The sequence below is a fragment of the Algibacter sp. genome (assembly GCF_039977455.1).
Classification (GTDB): Bacteria; Bacteroidota; Bacteroidia; order Flavobacteriales; family Flavobacteriaceae; genus Algibacter_B.
This window is the reverse complement of the sequence record NZ_JBDWDG010000022.1, coordinates 187174-203658: the sequence shown is the minus strand read 5'-3', so window position 1 is coordinate 203658 and position 16485 is coordinate 187174. Positions and strand designations below refer to the sequence as shown.

Genomic DNA, 16485 nt, shown 5'->3' with positions numbered 1-16485 from the left:
ATTTTTGACGTTTTTAATTGAAAAATAATAATAGAAAGCTTTAGTAAATTAAGCTTAATGTTGCTTCTGTAAAGGCTTTTTCTTTATCATTCCGCCTTTTAAATCTTTTACAACACCCATAATAACAAATGCGTTTTTATCAATTTTTTCGATTTCGGTTTGAAGTCTTGCAAGTTCTAAACGGGTTACAACGGTATAAATAATATCCTTATCAAAACTTTCTCCTTTTTTACCATAACCACCTTTTCCGGCGTAAATAGTGCAAGCTCTTCGTAGGTTTTGGGTTAGCATAATTCTTAATTTTTCGTGATCATCAGATATTATGGTAACACCAACATATTCTTCAACACCATCAACAACAAAATCTACTGTTTTGGCAGCCGATAAATAGGTTAAAATAGCATAAAGCGCTATTTCCATAGATAATATATAGGCTCCTACCGAAAAAATAACAATATTAATAAGTAATAATACATCGCCTATTGTAAGTGATAATTTTCTTCCTAAATATATGGCTAAAACTTCGGTGCCGTCTATAACGCTGCCACCTCTCATGGATAAACCTATGCCTAAGCCCAAAAAGAAACCACCAAAGACTGCAATAAGCAATTTGTCTTCAGTAATTGTTGGGTAATCAACAAAATGAACAACAATAGCCAGTAAGGCAATGGCAGCAATACTTTTTATAGCAAATTTGTTACCTATAGTTTTTGAAGCCAAAAAGATAAAAGGTAGGTTTACTATAATTAATAAAATGCCCAATTGCAGTGAGGTAACATTTTTAAGCAATAGGGAGATACCTGTAGCACCGCCATCAATAAAATTGTTAGGAAGTAAAAAACCTTTTAAACCAAAACCAGCTGAAAAAACACCGACAATAATAAAAATGAATTCTTTAACGGCATGTGAGATTTCTACCTCGAAAGTTTTTACTAAAGGGTCAATTTGCTTTTTAGTTACTGCTACGCCAGCGTTCTTTTTTTCAAGTCGTTTACGGGCAACATCAACTAGGATTTTTGATATAAGTGGATTCATTTATTTTAATGGTTCCAGTTTATAAAAAAGTATTTTACTTTGGCATTATCTGGAATATGGGTTGGTTCGAATTTTAAATTCATATCAAATCTAAGATTGGAAGGTAGTTCTTTTTTATCGATAGTAAAACTAGCGTTAATTTGGTCTACACCCACGACAATAGAATTAATTAAATTACTGATTCTTGAAATTTTATAATTGTCTTTTATTGCTTTAAAAGTACTTAAGCTGGTAATGTTTTTATCTGTTTTAAAGCGCTCATCTAAAATACGAATGCTACCAATTGTAGATGTAGAATCTAAGGCTTGTTTTGGAGTAAGGGTTAATAGCTTTTTCCCGCCTTTTTCAAAAATCTCAATGTTATTTATGTTTCCTGTGAATTCGTCACCACTTATAAACTTAACAATGGAGTCGTTGGTGTAAATAGTTTTTAAATCTTTAACTTGAGTAGAGTCGGTTAGTAAGCCAACATGTTGTTTGCTAATTTCAAAAGGGTTTTGTGTTTTTTTACAACTTGATAAAAGAGCAGTGATACATAATACTGTTAAAAACGATTTGTACATAAAATAAATAGGGTTTTGTTTTAAGGAAAAGGTTGTGTTTTTGCTAGGTTTAATTTCTAAATTTAAAAGACAGTTTGCTATCTTATTTTTTCATTACTTTGGTTAAAATACCAAATACGCTTCTTATAAAAGTAGCACTAGTTAATACTTTAACAATAGGATTCATAGCGGTGCTTTTGCGGCGCGAGCTTGTGGTTTTCTTTTTAGATTCCGCTTTTTTAAGCGCTTCTTTTTCTTCCCTAGCCTTTTCTTTGATTTCTTCGGCTTCCGCTTTTTCTATTTTTTTATTCAGCATTTCATAAGCACTTTCCCTATCTATGGTTTCATTGTATTTTTTAACCATTTTAGATTTTGATAGTAGGCTGCTTAATTCTATATCGGTTAACACATCCATTCTGCTCATTGGTGCGCGCATCATGGTAGCTGCTAGTGGTGTAGGGCGTCCTTTTTCGTCTAGAGCAGATACTAAAGCTTCTCCAATTCCTAAAGATGTTAAAACCTCTGTGGTATCATAATATTCAGAATCTGGATAGTTTTGTGCAGTAAGTTTTATCGCCTTCCTATCCTTAGCCGTAAAGGCTCTTAAGGCATGTTGAATTTTTAAACCCAATTGTCCTAGTACAGCTTCTGGAACATCGGTAGGGTTTTGAGTTACAAAATATAAACCAACGCCTTTACTTCGTATTAATTTTACGATACTTTCAATTTGATTTAAAAGCGCTTTTGAAGCTTCGTTGAATATTAAATGTGCCTCGTCAATAAACAAAATAAGTTCTGGCCTGTCGCTATCCCCTTGTTCTGGGAAGGTAGAATAAATTTCGGCTAATAAACTTAACATAAAGGTTGAGAATAATTTGGGCCTATCTTGTATGTCTGTTAGTCTTAAAATATTAATATAACCACGACCATTTTCATCAACACGTAATAAATCTTCAACTTCAAAAGAGGTTTCGCCAAAAAACTTGTCTGCTCCCTGTTGTTCTAACTCAATAATTTTTCTTAAAATGGCACCGGTTGATGATGTTGAAATCCGACCATAAGATTCTGTGAATTCTTCTTTACCTTCTTGTGTAGCGTATTGTAATATTTTTTTAAAATCTTTTAAATCTAAAAGGGGTAATTTATTGTTATCACAGTATTGAAAAATTACTGCAACAATACCTGATTGTGTTTCAGATAAATCTAAAATTCTTGATAGTAAAACGGGTCCAAATTCGCTAACCGTAGCTCTTAATCGTACACCATCTTGTTCCGAAAGAGTTAATATTTCAACAGGAAATGCTTTGGCTTCAAATGGTAATCCTATTTTTTCATGGCGTTCATCAATTTTTGGATGTCCGGGACTAGGTTGTGCCAAACCACTTAAATCACCTTTAATATCCATTAGTAAAACAGGAATACCTTTATCACTTAAATTTTCTGCTAATACTTGTAAAGATTTCGTTTTTCCAGTTCCGGTAGCCCCAGCAATTAAGCCATGGCGATTCATGGTTTTTAAAGGTATTTTTACATGGGCTCCGGTTACAGTTTCACCATCTAACATAGCAGCGCCAACAGGTATAAAGTCACCTTTAGTGGTATTGCCTTCAGTAATATATTTGAAAAATGCTTCCTTTTTACCCATGCCGTTTATTTTTGATAAAAATACAGGAAATATAAGGAAGAAAAAAATAGGTTTTTTAGCGTTTTTTTTTGCTAAAGGGAAATTGAATTGAGGCGTGTTACTCCAATTATTTATGAATACAGTATTTAGAGCGCTCCTTCATTATTCTTTTCTTTAAATATATGTACATTTGCACACTAAATTTATTGGGATGAATGAAGTTGTAAAGCAATTGGTGGAGAAAGGGGAGATGCTTCCTTTAATGGAAGAGTTTTATACCATACAAGGCGAAGGGTTTCATAAAGGAACAGCAGCGTATTTTGTTCGTATTGGTGGTTGCGATGTTGGTTGCCATTGGTGCGATGTTAAAGAAAGTTGGAATGCTAATTTACATCCACCTACCGAAACAACTAAAATAGTGGCAGCTGCTAAATCGTATAGTAACACTATTGTCGTTACAGGAGGAGAGCCCTTAACTTGGGATATGACCGCTTTAACTACTCAATTAAAGGCAGAAGGTTTACAAACGCATATCGAAACCTCTGGAGCTTATAAACTAACTGGTATTTGGGATTGGATTTGTTTATCGCCTAAAAAAATGAAACTTCCTACCCAGGAAGTCTATGAGCATGCCCACGAGTTAAAAATGATTATTTATAATAAAGACGATTTTCGTTTTGCTGAAGAACAAGCGGCAAAAGTGAATGATGATTGTATTTTATATTTGCAACCCGAATGGAGTAAACGCGATAAAGTGGTTCCGGAAATTGTTGATTATGTTATGAAACATCCAAAATGGAAAGTGTCTTTACAAACGCATAAATATTTAAATATTCCTTAAGAAAGAGAGTCTTTAAATAAAAAAGTTCCGATAACTACATGTAGTTATCGGAACTTTTTTTTAGAATAAGATTTATTTAATTTGAAAAAGGCACTGCTACTCTAGTGGTTCCCCAACCTAGGTACATATCTGCACCAGCATCATTGTTTTTAAATGAAATAGAAAAGTTTTCTAAAGCCGTGTCATCTTTACTAACAGGAGCTTGAACTCTTAACACATCATTAGCTTCTTTATACGAGTAAGAACCCCAAACATTAACATCTTTATTTAAAATAATGGTCCATTCTTTTTCTCCAGGAATAGTAAATAACGAGTATGTTCCGGCAGCAATACTTTTACCACCAATTTTCATGTTGTTATATATGGTAATATCTGCAGCTTCATTAGCACCAGTTCTCCATACCTCACCGTTAGGCGCTAATTTGCTTAATTCACGGCCTTTTAAAAAAGGTCTGCTATAAACTACTTTTACAAAAGCAGGCGCGTTTCTGTCCGTTCTGTAAAATGTTACATCAAGCGGACTTTTGTCCAATTTTGAAAATTTTTGTGCATTAACACTTGTAGTTAATAACATTACAAATGCAAAAGCAATAGTTGATAATAAAGTTGTTTTTTTCATAATCTATTATTTTTTTAATTAAAAGTTTAAAATTAAACCAAAAAGGTCTTAATGTTTTTATAAAAGTCGTTAGCTAATGTTAAAGTTTACAATTAGAGGGTATTCATTTTAAAATGATTAAGTAGGGATATGCATGTTGCTTTAAAAAAATGTATTTTTATAAGGAATTGAAATTTATAAAAAATGAAACTTTTAAAATTTGGACGCGATTTTAAACCAGACGAAAAAGTAATTTTAAGAGATTATTTAGCCATAGAGCGCACCCGATTAGCAAATGAACGGACCTTACTATCCTACATAAGGTCATCGCTCTATTTACTATTAGGAAGTATTGGTTTCTTTCAATTAAAAGGTTTCCCTAATTTTAAATATTTAGCCTTTTTATCTTTAGCCTTTAGCGCCATCTTCTTTGTAATAGGTGTGTTTAGGTTTAGGTTGCTTAAAAAGAGCTTAAAACAATTGTATTACATGTCTGAAACCAATGAAGATAAATAACTAGGTTTTTTTCTATACTTTTAATTGGGGTGCTACTACTAAATCGGGTTTGGAGCCTGTCTTGAGCGCAGTAGAAAGGTTACAAGTTCGCGCACGTCCTTCGTCAGGCTGTGGGCTATCCGTTACTATCCCTAGCGCGCTTACTGTTGTGCTATAGTACTTCTACTTAATTATTTTATCAGCACCAAATTCAGTATCTGAATTATTTTGTTGATTTATCATTTTTTTTATTTCAATTCTCCCGTCGATGTAGTTCAATATATTAAGTATTCTTTCCTGCATATTTTCCGCATTGAATTCTGTCAGTCGTCTTTCATAATGCGAAAAATCATTACCAATTTGAAAAGTGTTATTGATAATATTTGCTAAAGCTTTTAAAGCTTCTAATTCTTGTTGAATTATAGAAAATTTTTCTTTATTTCTAACAATTAACTCTGTGTTTTTTATGTCGTAAAAATGAAAAATTATGCTTCCAATAGTTTTACTATTTATAACATCTTCAAATGTTTTCGGAAAATAATCCTTAAGAAAGTCCTTAACTAAAATTTCAAGTGATTTTCGAAAAATCATTCCAGAACTTTCTTCAAATCCAAGTGCGTTAATGATAGTAGCTTCTCTAAAAATTTTATAAAATTTAGGACTTAAATCACTAATGTTCTTTTTTTGGATTGGCTCAAATGGATTATCTCTCTTTAATGCAGAAATCCATTTACCAACATAATATTTAAAACTTTTCCATTCTTTGGTTTCGTAATATTTTCCATCTCCATTCGATGTTGTGTAATCAAATCGATAGCCTTCGTTATGTTTTACCAAAACTGATTGAATACATACTGTTCCGTTGAAGTCCAAATCTATTGCATTCGATTCTGTATCAACCACGAAAGATATAGGTATGTTCAGACTGGAAATCATCTGTTTCAACTCTAACTGTTCCCTTTGATTAAATATTCTTCCTCTTTGTCGCAATTTTTTCTTTTATTAAGCACAACTCGTTATATAATTACATCTATGTTTCATATCCCGTAAATTAGTCAGGATAAAGTAAGTTTTTTGTCGTTGTTATCTCGTAAATATAAATAAATTTTCTTACAAAAATAAAAGAGCCTAGTCGTTTAAAACTAGGCTCTTTGTATTAGGAGTTAAACCAACAGCGATTAAAAATAAACTGCTTACAGTTTAATAAACTTTTTAGCGGTACGACCTGTATTACTATGAAAATCTAAAATGTAATATCCAGAAGCTAAATCGTTCACGCTAAACGAATAGGTTTTAGTGCTTTTTTGCTTTACCGAGTCTCTTGTTAATTGCTTTATAAAGGCGCCTGTACTACTATATAATTCAATAAGTATATTATCGACAACATTATAATTTATGGTAAATTCCAACTGCTTATCTACAGGGTTTTGAGATAAGGTAATATCAAGGTCTTTCCTGTAAATTTCTGAATTGTTAGTATTTAATGATTGGGTTGTGTATTTGTAAACCGAAGCTCCTGCGGCATAGGCCAAGGTGCTATTTATTACAAAAATACGGTTTAAGTTACCGCCAATACTTAAGTCTGTCCAAGTTACTCCACCATCATTAGTTTCATGAAACCCTGTGGTATGGCCTCCCATCCAACCTTTAGTTTCAGAAATAAAACCTACCGCTTCAACACCGCTTTCTGGCGCATCATGACTTGTCCAGGTAATACCACCGTCTAATGATTTTATAAGTTTCCCTGGGTTTGCTTGGCTGGTGTAAATGGCTCCAAACATTACATTAGGGTTACCATCTAGAATTTGAAGTTTCCATACGTATTCTCCCGAAATAGTGGCTTGGTAGATATTAGACCATGTAACACCACCATCGGTTGTTTTTAATACGATAGCGCCTGTATTGTTTCTTCCTGCTGCAAAACCGTTTAATTCATCTAAAAATTTAACTTCTACTAAGGCGTTTGCATAGGCAGACATATCGGTGTACGTCCAAGTGTCACCACTATCGGTCGATTTTATAAGATGTGCCGGTTGAAAATAAGCACCACAGCCATAAACTGTCGATGTACCTACAGCATTAATTCCGCAAATAGCGTTGGGATTAGGGCTTATGGTAACCTCTGTCCAGTTATCGCCACCATCAACTGTTTTGTAAAAGGCACCGTTTAAAGTCCCTACAAAGCCAATGTTTTCGTTTAGGAATTCAACATTTCTAAAGTAATAGTTATTGCCTGGTAACTCCGAGTGGTTTAGTTGCTCGGTCCAGTTTAAACCACCATCGGTAGTTTTGAAAATGGCCCCATGTTGCCCGTTGGCTGCCCAACCTAAATTGTCATTTAAAAAAAACACATCGTCAAAACGAGTTCCATCAGTGTTGGTAACAATGTTGGGAGTGACTTGCCATGTTTGTGCAAATGCGCTAAAGCCTATAAGTACTAAAAGGAATGTGAATTTCATATGCACAAATTACAGTTTATTTTTTTAGAATTCTTACATTCATTTCTTCTACCTTTTTATCAGATAATTGAGAAGGCGCTCCAAATAGTAAATCTTCGCTAGTTCCTGTTTTAGGGAAAGCCATAACTTCTCTAATGGATGCTTTTTTCTCTAAAATCATCATCAATCTATCAACGCCCCAAGCAATACCGCCGTGTGGTGGTGCGCCATAATGGAATGCTTTATACATAGTGCCTACACTCTTCATCATTTCGGCTTTATTATAGCCCATGTTTTTATAGGTAGCTTCTAATATTTCAGGTTTATGAGCACGCACAGAACCGCCACCAATTTCATAACCATTTAAGATTAAGTCGTATTGCTGTGCAATTATGCTCCCAATTTCTTCTTCCTTGCCGTTCATGTGTTTTTCAATATCATAAATAGCAGGCATTGAGAATGGGTTGTGTGTAAATGTCCAACGGCCTTCGTCTGTTTTTTCAAACATCGGGAAATCAATAACCCAAGCCGGTCTTAATTCCTTAGGGTTTATTAAACGTAGCATTTTACCTAATTCTTGACGTACAGCATCTAAAGCCTTGTTGGCTGTTGCATAGTCTGCAGCCGAAAAGAATACAATGTCTCCAACTTGTGCCTTGGTTGTTTTAATGATTCCTGCAGCAATATCTTCGCCTAAAAACTTAATAATTGGCGATTGTAAATCATTTTCATTTACAATAATGTATGCTAAACCACCAAGACCATGACTTTGTGCCAAAGTGGTTAGTTTTTCAATCTGCCCTTTCGATAAGCGTTTGTTTCCTTGCTCTTCAGCCGAAACTTTAATACATTTTACAATACCGCCTTCTTCAATAGGTTTGCTAAATACTTGGAAGGTAGTATCTTTTACAAACTCCGTAATGTCCTGTAGTTTTAAACCGAAACGTAAATCTGGTCTATCGCAACCATAACTGTCCATGGCTTCTTTATAGGTAATGACTTCAAACGGACGTAATATCCATTTTTTACCATATATTTTTTCAACAATAGCATTAAACATATTCGTGTTTAAATCGATAATTTGTTGCATGCTAGCGTAAGCCATTTCAATATCTAACTGTGTAAATTCTGGTTGGCGATCGCCACGAGAATCTTCATCTCTAAAACAACGTGCTATCTGGAAATATTTTTCATAACCACTTACCATTAGCATTTGTTTAAATTGCTGAGGTGCTTGTGGAAGTGTGTAAAACGAACCGGCTTGCTTACGTGTTGGAACAATAAATTCACGCGCACCTTCATCGGTCCCTGCACTTAAAATTGGCGTTTCAATTTCAAGGAATTCTTGGTCGTCCAAAATATCACGCATCATTTTAATCACCTTATGGCGATTTACAATAGCTCTGCGAACATCGTCATTTCTGTGATCTAGATATTTATATTGAAAACGAACTGTTTCGTTAGTTTTAGTCGCTCTTTTTATTTCAAAAGGCAAGGTTTTAGAAAGGTTTAATATTTCTAAATCTTTGGCTTCTAATTCAATCTTACCGGTTCTTAAAGCGGCGTTATAATCGTCCTCTTTACGTTGCATGATGGTTCCTGAAACAGTTATAACCGATTCTGGTTTCAGTTTTACTAACTCATCTAAATTAGCAAACGATTCTCTACTTAATCGTACTTGAAATACTTGTGTGCTTGAATCGCGTAAATCGATAAACATTAATTCGCCATGGTCACGTACACTAGAAACCCAACCGGAAAGGGTTACGTTTTCAGAAATACTGGCATCCGAAATATCCGAAATTACATGTGTTCTGTATTCATCCTTTATAACAATAGGAATTTCCGGAAGAACTTCTTCTTGTTTTGTGGTTATTTGTTGTTGGTTGTTGGTTGTTGGTTGCTGTTTGCTTGCGCCTTCGGTTTTCTGCGCTCCAGATTCATTTCCAGCAAGTGCACTTAAAATGCCCTCGCGAATGACTTTTCCTGAGGCACCTTTACCAATAATACCAATTACTTTTCCAACAAGAATACCTGATTTTCCTTGGTTTCCTGCTTTAATATCGTTTGCTACGGCTTGGTTTTCTGAAATCACTTTTGCTATAGCATCTTCAATTTTAGATTCTGAAATGGTATTATTTTCAAAATATGTTTTGTAGTCGAAACTAGGGTTTTCTAATAACGATTTAATAGCGTTTTGCGCTAAAACAGAAGTGACTTTATCATTTTTAAACAAGCTGAATATGTCGATAAAATCTGAAACATTTTCTATTTTAATATAGTCTTCTGCTTTTATATTGTTGGTTAACGTCTTTGCTACAAAGGACGGTTCTTTTAACTCATTGTTTATAGCCACAAAGGTTTCAGAACGCAATGAATCTGCGGTGAAAAACTTAGCATCTTGAGGTAATACACCGCCTTTTATTAAAATAGACTCCACCGCAAACGGTAAGGTGCTTAAATCGACATCAATAGATTCAACCACTTCTTTTATGCTTACAAAAGGTAAATCGGGCTCCGAAATAAAACGGTAATCGGCCTCGAATTCCTTTTTACGCATGGTTTTGGTTTGCTTTAATTCAGCATCCCATAACACGGTAGTTTGGTCTGGTCTAAATTCTTTATGCTCTAAGAAATAGTTGAGTTGTTTTTCAACTTCTTCTTTTAAAGCATCCACCATAAACTTAAACGAGTTTAGGTTTTTTATTTCGGTACGTGGGTTTAAATTGTAATCGTGTTTTTTACGAAGAGAAACAGATACATCCGATTTAAACTCTCCTTTTTCAAGGTTAGCTTCAGAAATGCCTAGGTTTTGAACAATACGTTGAATGTATTGTGCGTAGGTTGAAGCATCTTCAATATGACGAACACAAGGTTCTGTTACAATTTCAATTAATGGTACACCTGCTTTATTAAAATCAACTAACGATATTTTTTTCTCGTGCATTAATTTAGCAGCATCTTCCTCGATATGAACTTGCGTTAGGTTAACTGTAAATTGCGAACCATCATTACGGAAACACGATACTTGTCCGTCAGGAATCACCGGGTTATGAAACTGTGTAATTTGTATGTTTTTTGGGTTGTCTGGATACTCGTAATGTTTCCTGTCCCAAGAAATAACATCGTTATTGAAAGTCGATTTTACAGCCTTTCCAAAATAAATAGCCTTTGTTATAGCTTCTTTATTAATAGCAGGTAAAACTCCCATTTGCCCAGTACAAACCGAACAAATATTCTGATTAGGTTGTTCTATTTCCTGATTGGCACAAGAACAAAATAATTTGGTTTTAGTATTTAATCGAACGTGGGTTTCCAGACCGATAACTAACTCTAGTTCGTGCTTTTTAAGTGTGTCGTTTAATTGCTCTAAATCCATTATATCGTGTCTTTTAAGAAGTTAGCAAACTTCAAAACAAGTTCGTCATTATTTTTTGCCGCTGTAATTTGTAAGCCAGTTGCTGTACCTTGTGGTACCGTTAATGTTGGTAATTGTCCAAGGCTAAACCCAACCGTGTATGCATCGCTTAAATACATAGCGTGTGGGTCTTTTAAACTATCGCCAATTTTAGGAGGCGTGTTTGGGGTTACCGGAGAAATAATAATATCTACCGCAGCAAAATCATTTTGGAAGTTTTCAGCAATACCATCTCTTAAAGCTAATCCTTTTAAATAAATAGCATCTGAAAAACCTTGAGATAATACTTGGTTTCCACCAACAATTCTGCGTTTTGTTTCTTCCGAAAAATTTTCAGAACGTGTTATCGCATACGTGTCTTTTAAGTTATCGCCTTCAATACGGTTACCATAGTTTGTACCGTCTAATCTTGATAAGTTTGAAGCGGTTTCGGCCATAGCCAAAGTATAGTAGGTTGATACTAAAGTTTCAGAATCAAAGAAGTCTAAAGCTTTAACGGCAATACCTTTTGCTTTTATTTTTTCTATGGTTGCTAAAAAGTCAGCTTTTATAGTAGCATCAATAGAATCGTTTTCAATAAAATTCTTGAAATAGCCTACTGTTTTTATGGTTTCGGAATTTGAAATGCTATCTGGCGTAATTTCCGTGGAAGCGTAAGTTGTTTGATCTTTAGTGTCTTTCCCGCTCATTACGTTTAGCACAATGCGAATATCTTCAATAGATTTTGCAATAGGTCCAACACAATCTGTAGACGATGCATAAGCCATTAAACCGTATCGGGAAATACGCCCGTAAGTAGGTTTTAAACCATACACGTGATTATAACCAGCAGGCTGGCGTACAGAACCACCAGTGTCTCCACCAATAGAAAATACCGTGTAATCTTTAGCAACGTTTACTGCAGAACCTCCACTAGAACCACCACCCACTAAATCGGGATTTATAGCGTTTTTTACAGCACCAAAAATGGTGTTTTCGGATGATGAACCATGACCAAAGCTATCGCAGTTTTCTTTTACCAACGGAATAGCCCCAGCATCCAATAATTTTTGAATGGCTGTAGCGGTATATGCCGATTTGTAATTTTTAAGTAAATCTGAACTTGCTGTTGTGTAGGTGCCTTGTACCATGTACACATCTTTAATGCCAAAAGGAATACCTTCCAGTAAACCAATGGTTTCGCCGTTTGCAATTTTAGCATCTACTTTTGCGGCTAAATCTAAAGCTAAAGTATCTAGCAATGCATTTACCGTATTATTTGTATTTTGTTTTAAAAGATCTAATTTTTCTTGAACCAGAGCGGTACAAGTTATTTCTTTTTTCACCAATTGCTGATGAATACTTTGTATTTGAGAACTCATAATTATTCTTCTATAACTTTAGAAACTACTAAATAGCCGTTTTTTTCTTTTGGAAAGTTTTCAATGATAATTTGCTTTTCGATAGCCGAACTATGCATAACTTCATCATCTCTTAAATCGTTTAAAGACACTGCGTTATTATGATTATTGGTAGCATTATTATTTGATGTATTAGCGTTTTTAATTACTTCAAATAATTTGTTAACCGCTTCCGATGGTTGCGCTCCTTTAATACTCGACAATACGTCGACTGTCATAATTTTACTCATGTCTTTTAATTTTAAGTTGAGATACACGATAATTGGTACCTATAAAAAAAGCCTCCCAAAATCAGGAAGGCTTTATATATTTTTAAACAATAACCTTCCGGACCCTATAAATTAGGATTATTGAAATTATTATTATTGTTGTTATTTGTCATTGTTATTTTAATGCGCCCAAATATATGCAGAATAAATAGACTACGCACTATTTTTAGTGTTATCCTAAATTATATTGTGAAATTATTAAAAAAGGTAAATTTAATTTGTAGGGTTTATAACGTAAATCGAGATTGCTTATTTATAATCAATTCCAGTTTTTGGTTTTCCTACGTCGATTTTAAAATTAATTAGGTTTTTTTAATAAAATTGATGTTTTTCGTTATTAAAGTAGTATCCGAATAAGCTATAAAAATGAGTTTTAAGACGTTTTATTGTTTCGTTGATTTGAAATCTTGATTTAAAATAACGAAATCGATTTTAAGGTGCTTTTTAAGCGATTTAAGACGTTTTTTAAATAGTTAACAATTGTTGATAATTATCGTATTGAGTCGATGAATTGCTTTTGAAAAGGCTTTTAATTGCGTATATTTGTTTGTATTCAAAAGGATGCTATTTAGCGTCTTTTTTTATGATATAGAACGAAATTAAAATTCAAGATAAATTAAAGAATATGAGCGAAGAGAAAGAAGCTTTTAACGAGCATAATTATTCGGCCGATAGTATTCAGGCATTAGAAGGTATGGAGCACGTTCGTATGCGTCCTTCCATGTATATTGGAGACGTTGGAGTTCGTGGTTTGCACCATTTAGTTTACGAGGTTGTAGATAACTCGATTGATGAAGCTTTAGCAGGTCATTGTAATAATATTACAGTAATAATAAATGAAGATAACTCGATTACTACCGAAGATGATGGTCGTGGTATTCCTGTAGATTTACATAAAAAAGAAGGCGTTTCTGCACTTGAGGTTGTAATGACTAAAATTGGAGCAGGTGGTAAGTTTGATAAAGATTCTTATAAAGTTTCTGGTGGACTGCACGGGGTTGGTGTAAGTTGTGTAAATGCATTATCTGTAAGTTTAAAAGCAACGGTTTACAGAAAAGGTGAAATTTGGGAGCAAGAATATGAGCGTGGTAAAGCCTTATATCCTGTAAAACAAATTGGAGAGACCGAAAAAAGAGGAACAACGGTTACGTTTAAGCCAGATCCAACCATTTTTACGCAAACTTTAGAGTATAGTTATGATACACTTGCTAGTCGTTTACGTGAATTAGCATTTTTAAATAAAGGGATTACAGTTCATTTAATTGATAAAAGGTCCAAAAAGGAAGATGGTGAGTTTGAAGGTGAAACATTTCATTCCGATGAAGGTTTAAAAGAATTTATCAAGTATTTAGATGCTACTCGTGAGCCTTTAATGAAAGATGTTATTGCTTTTGAAGGTGAGAAAAATGGTGTTCCAGTTGAGGTCGCTATGATTTACAACACATCTTACGCTGAAAATTTACACTCTTACGTAAATAATATTAACACCCATGAAGGGGGTACACACCTTTCTGGTTTTCGTCGTGGATTAACACATACTTTAAAAAAGTACGCTGAAGATTCTGGTTTACTTGATAAATTAAAATTTGATATTGCCGGCGATGATTTTCGTGAAGGATTAACAGCTATTGTGTCTGTAAAAGTTCAAGAACCACAGTTTGAAGGACAAACAAAAACCAAATTAGGTAACCGTGAGGTCTCTGCTTCTGTTAGTCAGGCGGTTTCAGAAATGTTAACCGATTATTTGGAGGAGCACCCAGACGATGCTAAAATTATTGTTCAAAAAGTAATATTAGCAGCTCAAGCTCGTCATGCAGCACAAAAAGCGCGTGATATGGTACAGCGTAAAACGGTTATGAGTATCGGTGGTTTACCTGGTAAATTATCTGATTGTTCAGAGCAAGACCCTACAAAATGTGAAGTATTCCTTGTAGAGGGAGATTCGGCGGGTGGAACTGCAAAACAAGGTCGTGATAGAGCGTTTCAAGCTATTTTGCCATTACGTGGTAAGATTTTGAATGTTGAGAAAGCGATGACTCATAAGGTTTTTGAAAATGAAGAGATTAAAAATATCTTTACAGCTCTTGGTGTTACTATAGGTACTGAAGAAGATAGTAAAGCCTTAAATCTTTCTAAATTAAGATATCATAAAGTAGTGATTATGTGTGATGCCGATATTGATGGTAGTCACATTGCAACGTTAATTTTAACGTTCTTCTTTAGGTATATGAAGGAATTAATAGAAAACGGTCATATCTATATTGCAACGCCACCATTATACTTAGTAAAGCGTGGTGCTAAAAAGCAATATGCTTGGTCTGATGCTGAACGCGATGAAATTGTAGCTGAATTTGGAGATGGATCTAAAATACAACGTTATAAAGGTCTAGGAGAAATGAACGCAGAGCAACTTTGGGATACAACCATGAATCCTGAGTTTAGAACCATGCGTTTAGTACAAATAGACAATGGTACTGAAGCTGATAGAATTTTCTCTATGTTAATGGGTGATGAGGTGCCACCTCGTAGAGAGTTTATTGAAAAGAACGCTATTTATGCAAATATTGATGCGTAAGTAATAAATGTATTTAATTAAAAATGCCGCTTATTTTAAGCGGCATTTTTTTTGGTAGATATTGGGTTGTTTTTGACTAATTTTATAATCCTAAGCCTAGACTAACTCTTGGTGTGCTAACACTAACCCGAGTGTTTACAGAACTTCTTCTTTGTGGATACCTGTCATAATAATACCCATCATATCTGTAGTAATAAAATGATGCATGCGTGTAATAATGATCACTATGGTGACAATGGTTATCACAATGTGCATAATGTTCAGCATAGGCATCTTTTTTTCCTTTTATGTAAGCTTTATAGGCTTTTTTATCTTCCTTTTTTAGGTTTTTCTCATAAGCTTTTTGATCTTCCCAAAACGCTTCCTCTTGCTCCTTATTTTTTGCAATAAATTGCTGTTCGTATTCAGCGTCTTCTGCTGCTCTTTTTTCGTAATACGATTTTTTATCCAACGTTTTATTAATAGCAGTGTCAGATTCTTGTGCTAGCATTGGGAAAGCTAAGCTAAAGGATAAAATGAATATAACTGTTTTAAATAATTTCATAACGTTTAATTTTTAATGTTATTAATAGACTCATTGAGAGCTTTCATTAATAAGACAATTGAAACGTGTTTTACCCTACTTTTAAATTAATTTTTTTAAAAATCGAATCCTAAAGAGAATTGCCATACTCTATTTTGTGGAGAACCTTCATCGTAAACATCGCCTAAACCTAAATGGTATCTAACACCAAGGCTTACACCAGAGTCTGTTTTAAAACCACCTCCAAAATTTACACCCCAATCAAAATTTTGAGGGTCGAAATCGCTTGAAGTATCAAATAAGTTGAAATTACTATCAAATTCTTCTTTGTGGTTAATGGCAAAACCAACTTGCGGTCCAGCTTCTAAAAAGAAGGTTTCACTTGGGTATATTTTTAGCATTACCGGTAAGTTGATATAGTCTAACTTTTGCGTAAATGTTCCGCTATCATCTTTTATTTCGTAACCTTGTTGTGAGTACATAAATTCAATTTGAATTGCTGCCGCTTCAGCAAAAAAAGATTCTCCATAAAATCCTGCATGAAACGCATGTCTTTGTCCTGTTTCTGTATCGCCATCAAAACTTACAGCTGCTAGATTATAGCCTAGTTTTATACCAGCATTAGAGGTTTTGCCATCTTGAGCATTCATATTATAAATGCTACTAAATACAATTACAAGTGTTAAAAATGTAGTTTTCATTTTAGTGTTATTTTGGGTTATAAATT

The 16485-nt window shown here is 34.1% G+C and carries 14 protein-coding genes; 3 read left to right on the top strand and 11 right to left on the bottom strand.

The window, feature by feature from the left end; genetic code table 11:
- Window positions 1–54: 54 nt before the first annotated feature.
- The 3 genes from ABJM36_RS09760 to ABJM36_RS09750 form a co-directional block, all read right to left on the bottom strand.
- The gene (locus ABJM36_RS09760; protein WP_348451276.1) at window positions 55–1035 is read right to left on the bottom strand and encodes a YitT family protein; all 981 of its coding nucleotides are present in this window, start codon (window positions 1033–1035) and stop codon (window positions 55–57) included.
- Window positions 1036–1040: 5 nt separating this feature from the next.
- Window positions 1041–1598 carry a hypothetical protein gene (locus ABJM36_RS09755; RefSeq protein WP_348451275.1) on the bottom strand — a complete coding sequence of 186 codons (558 nt, stop codon included), beginning with the start codon at window positions 1596–1598 and terminating at the stop codon, window positions 1041–1043.
- 82 nt (window positions 1599–1680) lie between these two features.
- Complete coding sequence (locus ABJM36_RS09750; protein ID WP_348451274.1) at window positions 1681–3222, bottom strand: helicase HerA-like domain-containing protein; 1542 nt, start codon at window positions 3220–3222, stop codon at window positions 1681–1683.
- 190 nt (window positions 3223–3412) lie between these two features.
- Between ABJM36_RS09750 and ABJM36_RS09745 the strand changes: the two genes are divergently transcribed.
- Complete coding sequence (locus ABJM36_RS09745; protein WP_348451273.1) at window positions 3413–4042, top strand: 7-carboxy-7-deazaguanine synthase QueE; 630 nt, start codon at window positions 3413–3415, stop codon at window positions 4040–4042.
- A gap of 76 nt (window positions 4043–4118) precedes the next feature.
- On the opposite strand, the gene ABJM36_RS09740 is transcribed toward ABJM36_RS09745, so the two are convergent.
- Window positions 4119–4661, bottom strand: a complete 543-nt coding sequence (locus ABJM36_RS09740) for a DUF2911 domain-containing protein (protein ID WP_348451272.1) — start codon at window positions 4659–4661, stop codon at window positions 4119–4121.
- Window positions 4662–4844: 183 nt separating this feature from the next.
- On the opposite strand from ABJM36_RS09740, the gene ABJM36_RS09735 reads away from it, so the two are divergent.
- Window positions 4845–5156: a DUF202 domain-containing protein gene (locus tag ABJM36_RS09735; RefSeq protein ID WP_348451271.1), complete on the top strand. Its 312-nt coding sequence runs from the start codon at window positions 4845–4847 to the stop codon at window positions 5154–5156.
- Window positions 5157–5318: 162 nt separating this feature from the next.
- On the opposite strand, the gene ABJM36_RS09730 is transcribed toward ABJM36_RS09735, so the two are convergent.
- The 5 genes from ABJM36_RS09730 to ABJM36_RS09710 form a co-directional block, all read right to left on the bottom strand.
- Window positions 5319–6071, bottom strand: a complete 753-nt coding sequence (locus tag ABJM36_RS09730) for a hypothetical protein (RefSeq protein WP_348451270.1) — start codon at window positions 6069–6071, stop codon at window positions 5319–5321.
- A 257-nt stretch (window positions 6072–6328) separates the two neighbouring features.
- On the bottom strand, window positions 6329–7594 hold the full coding sequence (locus ABJM36_RS09725; protein WP_348451269.1) for a YCF48-related protein: 1266 nt from the start codon (window positions 7592–7594) through the stop codon (window positions 6329–6331).
- A gap of 16 nt (window positions 7595–7610) precedes the next feature.
- Window positions 7611–10952 (bottom strand): bifunctional amidotransferase subunit GatB/aspartate--tRNA ligase AspS, encoded by a 3342-nt coding sequence (gene gatB/aspS, locus ABJM36_RS09720; protein WP_348451268.1) that lies wholly within the window; start codon window positions 10950–10952, stop codon window positions 7611–7613.
- Window positions 10952–12352 carry an amidase family protein gene (locus ABJM36_RS09715; RefSeq protein ID WP_348451267.1) on the bottom strand — a complete coding sequence of 467 codons (1401 nt, stop codon included), beginning with the start codon at window positions 12350–12352 and terminating at the stop codon, window positions 10952–10954. Before ABJM36_RS09715 ends, gatB/aspS begins: the two co-directional genes overlap by 1 nt.
- A gap of 2 nt (window positions 12353–12354) precedes the next feature.
- Window positions 12355–12621: a hypothetical protein gene (locus ABJM36_RS09710; protein ID WP_348451266.1), complete on the bottom strand. Its 267-nt coding sequence runs from the start codon at window positions 12619–12621 to the stop codon at window positions 12355–12357.
- A gap of 664 nt (window positions 12622–13285) precedes the next feature.
- On the opposite strand from ABJM36_RS09710, the gene gyrB reads away from it, so the two are divergent.
- Window positions 13286–15235 (top strand): DNA topoisomerase (ATP-hydrolyzing) subunit B, encoded by a 1950-nt coding sequence (gene gyrB, locus ABJM36_RS09705; protein ID WP_348451265.1) that lies wholly within the window; start codon window positions 13286–13288, stop codon window positions 15233–15235.
- 82 nt (window positions 15236–15317) lie between these two features.
- Here gyrB and ABJM36_RS09700 read toward each other — a convergent pair whose 3' ends face one another.
- Both ABJM36_RS09700 and ABJM36_RS09695 read right to left on the bottom strand, forming a co-directional pair.
- Window positions 15318–15779, bottom strand: coding sequence for a hypothetical protein (locus ABJM36_RS09700; RefSeq protein WP_348451264.1), 462 nt, complete (start codon window positions 15777–15779; stop codon window positions 15318–15320).
- A gap of 95 nt (window positions 15780–15874) precedes the next feature.
- The gene (locus tag ABJM36_RS09695) at window positions 15875–16459 is read right to left on the bottom strand and encodes a porin family protein (protein WP_348451263.1); all 585 of its coding nucleotides are present in this window, start codon (window positions 16457–16459) and stop codon (window positions 15875–15877) included.
- Window positions 16460–16485 lie beyond the last annotated feature (26 nt).